This window comes from Candidatus Zixiibacteriota bacterium (assembly GCA_014728145.1).
Classification (GTDB): Bacteria; Zixibacteria; MSB-5A5; order JAABVY01; family JAABVY01; genus WJMC01.
Window position 1 is genome coordinate 1 of record WJMC01000044.1, and the last position, 8,187, is coordinate 8,187.

General features: G+C 45.9%; 7 protein-coding genes. 6 read left to right on the forward strand and 1 reads right to left on the reverse strand.

Annotated elements, in window-relative coordinates; translation table 11 throughout:
• Positions 1-122: 122 nt before the first annotated feature.
• The 6 genes from GF404_02575 to GF404_02600 all read left to right on the forward strand — a co-directional run bounded on the left by GF404_02575 (position 123) and on the right by GF404_02600 (position 7,555).
• Complete coding sequence (locus tag GF404_02575) at positions 123-989, forward strand: hypothetical protein (GenBank protein ID MBD3381061.1); 867 nt, start codon at positions 123-125, stop codon at positions 987-989.
• A gap of 182 nt (positions 990-1,171) precedes the next feature.
• Positions 1,172-2,236, forward strand: a complete 1,065-nt coding sequence (locus tag GF404_02580) for a P-loop NTPase (protein ID MBD3381062.1) — start codon at positions 1,172-1,174, stop codon at positions 2,234-2,236.
• A gap of 381 nt (positions 2,237-2,617) precedes the next feature.
• Complete coding sequence (dnaA, locus tag GF404_02585) at positions 2,618-3,988, forward strand: chromosomal replication initiator protein DnaA (GenBank protein MBD3381063.1); 1,371 nt, start codon at positions 2,618-2,620, stop codon at positions 3,986-3,988.
• A 282-nt stretch (positions 3,989-4,270) separates the two neighbouring features.
• Entirely contained in the window at positions 4,271-5,395 is a 1,125-nt protein-coding gene (dnaN, locus tag GF404_02590) for a DNA polymerase III subunit beta (GenBank protein MBD3381064.1), read from the forward strand.
• Positions 5,396-5,479: 84 nt separating this feature from the next.
• A complete protein-coding gene (locus GF404_02595) occupies positions 5,480-6,427 on the forward strand; it encodes a hypothetical protein (protein MBD3381065.1) in 948 nt (315 codons plus the stop codon).
• Between the two features lie 6 nt (positions 6,428-6,433).
• A complete protein-coding gene (locus GF404_02600; GenBank protein MBD3381066.1) occupies positions 6,434-7,555 on the forward strand; it encodes a hypothetical protein in 1,122 nt (373 codons plus the stop codon).
• A gap of 5 nt (positions 7,556-7,560) precedes the next feature.
• On the opposite strand, the gene GF404_02605 is transcribed toward GF404_02600, so the two are convergent.
• Complete coding sequence (locus GF404_02605) at positions 7,561-8,157, reverse strand: hypothetical protein (protein MBD3381067.1); 597 nt, start codon at positions 8,155-8,157, stop codon at positions 7,561-7,563.
• Positions 8,158-8,187: the final 30 nt, after the last annotated feature.

Here is an 8,187-nt window from a genome sequence, read left to right on the forward strand (position 1 = left end):
GGGTATGGGATGTACTTACTTGTAGCGCGGTCTGCGAGGGGATACCGCCCGGCAAGAGTTTACACATCTGAAATCGAAAACGTACCGAAAATTCTGATAGACTATGTTATTCGGAGGTCATCATGAAAGCCAGTAAGATCTTCATATTAGGACTTATCCTCTGCCTCGTCCTTTCAGCGTCACTGTTTGCTAAGAGCTGGAACGTGATCGAAATCGACCGGGCAAAAACCGTAATCCCGGGCGAATCTGTAAATCTTTCCATCAACCTGAACCGGGGTGGATTCGAGATCGGTGACTTCCGGTTGTCGATTTATTACGACCCGACCGCGGTTACCTTTGACGATGCCATACTGGGTGACATCTTTACCGCCGCCAACTGGGAGTTTTTCGAGTATTCGACCGAGGTGTGCGGAAACTGCCCTTACAATATTATCAATATCCATGCCGTGGCCGACTATTACGATGACGGCAACACCCCGACCCAGCTGACCGGTCCGGGCGAAATCGCTCAACTGCAGTTCACCACCTTTGCCGAGGATACCCTCGAGTGTGTCAACCTGCCGATCGGATTTTACTGGGATGACTGCCAGGACAACGCCTTTATGAACACAAAGCGCGATACTGTCTGGCTGTCTGACTATGTTTTCGATTTCAGCGGCGACAATATCACCAAGGAACCTTATTTCGGCGGTGCCGGCATCAACTGCCTTGATCTCGAGGACGCTGTGCCGTTTCGATTTTTGGATTTCAAGACCGGTGGAATAGATTTTTCCTGCCCGCCTCCATATATGTGCGGTGATATCAACGGCGATGATAAGATCAACCTGCTCGATCCTATCTATCTGGTCAATTACCTTTTCCGTTCCGGCCCGGCTCCGAATCCGTGGGAACGAGGCGATGTCAACTACGACCAGGAAGTGAATATCAACGACCTGGTTTATATCGTCGACTATATCTTTAACCACGGCGCTGACCCGATCTGCGAATAGATAAACTTAAATTATGACTTCAAAGCCCGTCATCTGGCGGGCTTTTCTTTTTGAGCCGTGCTTTACGGAACAGTTTTTGACATGATCCTGTTGAAATCAGTGTGAATTTTGGCTCCGGCCTTTGACTAATTCGCAAGGCCTGTGTATATTGGGGCTAATTTATTTCAAAAAAGGATGTTTTCATGGTTTCTAAAGATCAAATCTACGATATACTCCGGGAGGTCGATGATCCCGAGCTTCATCGACCGATTACCGACCTCGGAATGGTCGAGAACGTCAATATCGACAACAGCACCGTGGCGGTCAAGATCAAGCTGACCATACCCGGGTGCCCGATGAAAGCCAGGATTTCTGACGATATCACAAACAAGCTCGAAAGCCTGGAGGGTGTAAACAAGGTCGAAATCGAGTTCGGCTCGATGAACGACGAGGAACGCGCTAAATTGCGCCAGCAACTGATGCCGGGAGCTAAGGCCGAGGATGACAGCCCAAACCTTGATTTCGTAAAAGAGATCATCTGTGTCGCCTCCGGTAAAGGTGGAGTCGGTAAATCCACAGTTACCGCCAACCTGGCGGCCGCGCTTTCGGAGCTGGGTCTCAAGGTCGGGGTGCTCGATGCTGATGTCTACGGGTTTTCGATTCCGCGCATGCTGGGAGTTACCGGACAGCCGACGATTATAGATAATATGATCATCCCGCCCGAACGAAACGGTATTAAACTGGTCTCGATGGGCCTGTTTCTGGATGAGGACACTCCGGTAATCTGGCGCGGTCCGCTTTTGCATAAGACCGTGCAACAGTTTATGACAGATGTTCACTGGGATAAGCTGGATGTTATGCTGGTGGATCTGCCCCCGGGTACCGGCGATATTACCATCACTGTGGCGCAAAAAATGTCCAAGGCCCGTTTATTAGTAGTGACTACTCCGCAGAAGGCGGCCTCGAATGTCGCTCTGCGAGTCGGTAAAATGGCCGAGAAAGTAGAACTGGGCGTTTTGGGCGTGATCGAAAACATGTCATTCTTTCAGCTTCCAGACGGTTCTAAAGAGTATGTCTTCGGACAGGGCGGTGGTTCGGAAGTTGCGGATATCCTCAACACCAGCGTGTTTGCGGAAATTCCGCTCGATTCCGAGCTGAGACAGGCCTCCGATGAGGGCAATCCGATAATCTGGTCCGAAAAAGACAGCCCGGCCCGTCAGGCATACCTCAAGTGTGCAGATCGCCTGAAACTGGAATTAAAATTGTAGGGATATGTAACTCGATACTTTATATTTAGTTAGAATTAATAAATATTAATCTAACGGTTTTTTGGCGGGTCCGGCATATACGGGCCCGCCCTAATTTGCGCAGAGATACAGCCTTAGGGGTTAGAAGAAATTAATTTTCAAAGCCCTTGACAAGGCGGTCTTCCGGCAGTATTATAAATCCACGGAAATCATTGAATGATAATATGTTAACAGGATGTGGATAAGTCCTTCGAGGTGCAGTTTTAAATGGATTTTAAGCTAATTGGGAGAACGGTTTATGTGGACAAATCCCCGCAATTTAGAAATGGCTGCAATTTAAGACGTTTGTATTCAATGGTTTCTTAAAATCCACAAATGTTGATAAGTTAAAAGGATGGTCTAATGTCTTCGGATCCACAAACTATCTGGTCCGAGGTGCTGGGGTATCTTTCCAAACGGATCAAGCGCCAGAGTTTTTACACCTGGCTTCGTCCGACTACCGCGGTATCTCAGGACAACGGCACAATTAAAATCGGGGTTCCAAACAGGTTTGTGGCGGACTGGATCAGGGAACATTATCTGGCTGATATCAGCGAGGCTTTGACACAGGTGGCGCAGAGACCGGTCAACTGCGAGTTCATCGTGCAACCTAAATCAAGTGAACGTCAGATCAACATCTTCCCTTCCAGGACTTCACCGCCCAAGGTGGAAAATCGAAGTACAGCTTCCACTGGGGCATCATATGCGGGAAAATTCCCGCTCAACAAGCGCTTCACTTTCGATTCTTTTGTAGTTGGTGATTCCAACCAGTTCGCTCATGCCGCCAGTTTCGCGGTGGCGGAGGCAGTCGGGAAAACCCAGTATAATCCGCTGTTTATCTACGGCGGTGTGGGGCTGGGCAAAACTCATCTGATCCAGGCAATCGGAAATTACTGCCTGGACACCGATTCGGCCAGCAAGGTGATATATGTTACCTCTGAGAAGTTCACCAATGATTATATCAATTCGCTGACCGATCATACGATCAGCAATTTCTCGACGGTTTATCGCGGATGTGATCTCTTGTTGATTGATGACATCCAGTTTTTCACCGGCAAGGAATCAACTCAGGAGCAGTTTTTTCATACGTTCAATCATCTCCATCAAAACGGCAAACAGATCGTTTTGACCGCCGATCGTCCGCCTAACGAAATCAAGGGTTTGGAGGAGAGGTTATTGTCGCGGTTTTCATGGGGCCTGGTGGTGGATATTCAGCCTCCCAGCCTCGAGACCAGGATTGCTATTTTGAAAAAGAAATGCGAGTTCGACGATATCTGTCTGCCCGGCGACGTTATCGCGTTTATCGCAGAATCTGTCAAATCGAATATCCGTGAGCTGGAGGGCGCAGTTATCAGATTATGTGCCTACGCTTCTTTGAAAAACAAGGAAATCACGGTCGATCTGGCGGCTCATGTTTTAAAGGATATTATCAAGACTGACAGGAAACCATTGACGATCGAAACTATCCAGAAAAAGGTGGCTGAAATCTTTAATATCTCCGAAGAGCTCCTGCGGGCAAAAAAGAAGACTCAGGATGTCGTGATTGCTCGCCAGGTGGCGATGTATCTCTGTCGTTCGTTGACCTCGGCTTCACTCAAGCAGATCGGGGCCAAGTTTGGAGGCAGGGATCATTCCACAGTCATCCATGCCTGCAACCATATAGCTTCCAAGATGAAAAAAGATATTAATTTCAGGCTCAGGATAGATTCAATCATTAATTCACTGTATGTGTGATTGGTGTGAGTTTTATGTTTATCGATGTTTACCGGATGTGGGTTGCAATAATGATGTTGATTTGTAAGAAATCGGTTACTGCTTTTCAATAACATTTCAACATTAAAATTTTATATTTACAAAGCGTAATTATAATGTATATATGCATTTCGAAGGAGACTGAGTAGTTTTCAACATTACTAACACGGTTATTACTATTATTTTATTTATATATTATATTGATCTTAATACTTTACTGTGCACACAGTGAAGCTGAATTAGACGAAAGTCAAGGAGCTGTCGATGAAATTCACGGTATCAAAATCGCAGTTTGAGGAGACCTTACAGATCGTATTGAATGCGATACCATCCAAGACCACACTTCCTATTCTGGGAAATATACTGGTCAATGCCAATGAATTTGATATCAGTTTTTCAGCAACCGATTTGGATATCTCTATTTCGACAGCTATCAAGGTAAAACCCGCTCGTACCGGTACATTTACTATTCCGGCCAAGACATTGAACGAGATCGTCCGTGAACTTCCGCAATCCGAGATTGAAGTTGAGGTTAACAACAATCGAGTCGAGATCAAGGCTGACCGGGGTACTTATAAATTGTCCGGGATTTCGCCTGATGAATTCCCTCGTCTTCCGGAGTACAAAAAGGGCAAAGAGATTAAGATTTCCGGTGGTGAACTGGCGAAGATGATTCGCAGGACGCAGTTTGCTGTTTCTGTCGATGAAACCCGTCCGGCGTTGAATGGTGTCCTGTGGCAGAATTCGGGAGACAAAATGGTCATGGTGGCTACCGATGGTCATCGACTTGCCCGTATCCGTACTGATAACAAGAAATTTTCCGGTTTGACCGAGGACCTGATTATTCCTCCCAAGGCCTTGAACTACCTGACCCGTGTGGTAGGTGATCAGGATGTAGAGATAGGAGTGGTGTTTGGCGATAAAAATATTGCATTTTCGGTTCCACGCGAGGATGATAACGACACTATTATATCATCGCGATTAATCGAAGGCCCTTATCCTAATTATGAGCAGGTCATCCCGACCGACAATGACAAACGCCTTGTTGTCAATCGCACTGATCTTCATGCCGCGGTCAGGAGAGTTTCGATCCTGTCCAACTCTCTGACTCACCAGGTAAGGTTTATGGCGGATAAGGACAAGCTCGAGCTTTCGGCTACGAATGTCGATCTGGGCGGTGAAGCGCGTGAGGCTTTGAACTGCGAATACTCCGGAGAGAGGCTTGAGCTGGGCTACAACGCCAATTATGTGATCGATGTCTTAAAGCAGATAGAGTCGGAGGAGGCTGTATTCGAACTGTCTACGCCGGTCGCGGCGGGTCTGGTATATGGTGCCGATCGCAAGGAAGATTATATCTGCCTGGTTATGCCTTTGCGTCTGGCTGATTGATTGCTTAACCTGTTTCAATTGCATTTACAACCTTCCGCTGAATAATTATCTGCATAACAGAACCCCTGCTGATAAACTGAAAATATGAATGAATTGCCGTATAATATAAGCTGGCCGGATAATCGAAAATTTGCGTTTACAGTTTTTGATGATACTGACCTGTCTACCTTGGAAAACACTTCGGAAATTTATCGTTTTTTATTCGATCTGGGAATAAAGATAACAAAATCTGTCTGGATGTTGTCAGGAGAAAAAAATGTTCCCAATAGCGGTATGACCTGCGAAGATCCACAATATCTGAAATGGATATTGAGCTTGAAGGAACAGGGATTTGAGATCGGGTGGCATCTGGCGAGTTATACGACTTCGAACAGACAAACGACAATCAATGCCTTGGATAAATTTAAAGATGTATTTGGTGAGTACCCGAAGGCTATGGCTAATCATAGCCAGAATCTAGAGAATATCTACTGGGGTAGCGCCAAACTATCGAATCCTTTAATTAAGCTTATATATAACCTTGCAACCCGCTTTAAGAATCATGGTAGATTCAAGGGGCATGTGAGAGATTCAGAGCTTTTCTGGGGAGATATCTGCAAAAGCAGGATCAGGTACTGCCGTAATCTTCAGTTTCGGGACATAAATACATTAAAAATCTGTCCCTTTATACCGTACCATGACTCGGAGCGAAAATATGTTAACCTGTGGTTCGCCAGTGCAGATGGCGCAAATCTAAACAGCTATAATTCCCTCTTGTCGGAGCACAACCAGGACCGATTGGAATCTGAAGGCGGTGCTTGTATTGTCTATACACATCTTGGAGCTGGATTTTACCAAGACAAACAGTTAAATACAAAGTTTCGCTCTTTAATGGAACGGTTGGCAGAGAAAGCGGGATGGTTTGTTCCGGTTACCGAACTTCTGGACTACCTGGGAAAATGCCAGGGTCGGACCCATGAAATAACAGCGCCTGAAAGAAGCAGACTAGAGTATCGCTGGCTTAAAGAAAAATTGATCCATGGAAAATCCTGAAATTTTATGGTTAATATCAAAGTTGTACCATATACAGATGAGTGGATAGATCAAGTCATCCATTTCAATAAACGTCTGAAGGCAGGCGGTTCCAGCTATCAGTTTCCGGAGTATACTGTTTCCGAATGGCTTCCCAAAAGGACAGACAGAAACATCTGGCAGGAATACTATATAGCCATAGATGATGAAAATATAGTACGGGGTGGTTACTTTTTGAAACCGCAAAGATTCTGGTTGAAAAATTCAGAGTTTTCGATGGCGTCGATAATGCTTCCTTTATCTGAAGGGATAGTCGATAGAAAGTATGCAGGTGTTGGCAAGCAGATTCTGGATGATGCGCTTAGCCGGGAAGAAAACCTGATTGCAGTAGGAATTGGACAGACATCTGAACCGGCAGCCAGATTTCTGTGTAAGAATAAATGGGGAATCTATGAGGTTCCTTTTTTCTTCAAAGTAATCCATCCTTCTAAATTCTTCAAAAACCTGGTATATCTTCGCAGGTCAAATGTTAGAAAAAAACTACTGGACTTGGTGGCATATCTCGGTTTACCCGGGATAATTGTCAAAGGTTTTCAAAAAATCAGATCCCATAGGTGCTCTCCTAAAAAAGGAATCAAAACAGAGACCTTCGATTCTTTTGGAACCTGGGCCGATGAGCTCTGGATGAAAAGCAGATCGGAGTATGTGTTTTCAGCTGTGCGCGACAGCAATACTTTGAATATCCTGTATCCGCCTGAAGAATCGAGATTTATCAAACTATTGATAAAGGATTCTGATGAACCCATTGGTTGGGTGATTGTGATTGCTACCCAATGGGAGAATCATAACCATTTCGGAGCTATGAAGCTTGGTTCAATTCCTGATTGCCTGGCTTTGCCTGGCAGGGAACTGGATTTGGTATATAATGCAGTCAAAGTACTGCAAAGTCATGATATCGATCTGATTGTATCCAACCAAGCTCATAGAAGATGGTGTGATGCGCTGAGATCATGCGGATTTTTGAGTGGTCCCTCTAACTGGCTTTTCACTTCCTCGGTGTCCCTGACAGAAAAACTGGCTCCGTATGAAAAGAACAGGGAATTTATTCATCTCAATCGCGGTGACGGAAGGGGGCCTGTAAATCTCTGAATATTCTAAGACAGGTACATCAGAAGCATTACCGAGATGATCCACAGGAGAACGCAGATTAAAATTGGTGGATCGGTGAAAAGTACCCTGGCCGGTGAACCGCCACGGTCGTGTTTGTGAATCAGATAGAGATACCTGAAGATACCGTAGATTACGAAAGGTATCGTCAGCTCAAGATGATCGACTCCCAGCTTCTGTTTGACATCGGGCGAAAGAGTATAGAAAGCATAAGCCACAATCGTGGCGGCTGTCACAATGGAAATCAACTGCTCCAGAAGGGGAATCGAGTATTTTGCCAGGATCTTGCGATGACCGGAAGCGTTGGCCTCCAGGAGCATGATCTCATGCCGGCGTTTGCCGAAACCGATAAACAGCGCCAGAAGCGTGGTGCAAACCACCAGCCAGGCGGATATTTCTACCGGCAACGCCAGCGCTCCGCCGACCGCTCGCAGTACAAAACCGGCCGCGATCGTCATGACATCGATAATAACTACCTGCTTCAAAACAGTTGAATAAAATATGATCAACAGAAGATATGCCAGCACAGCGGTTGTAAACTGTATATTGAGCATAAAATACGCTCCTGCCAGAGCGGTTGCCATCAGGATTACCGCCCAGACAGTCGCCGTGGA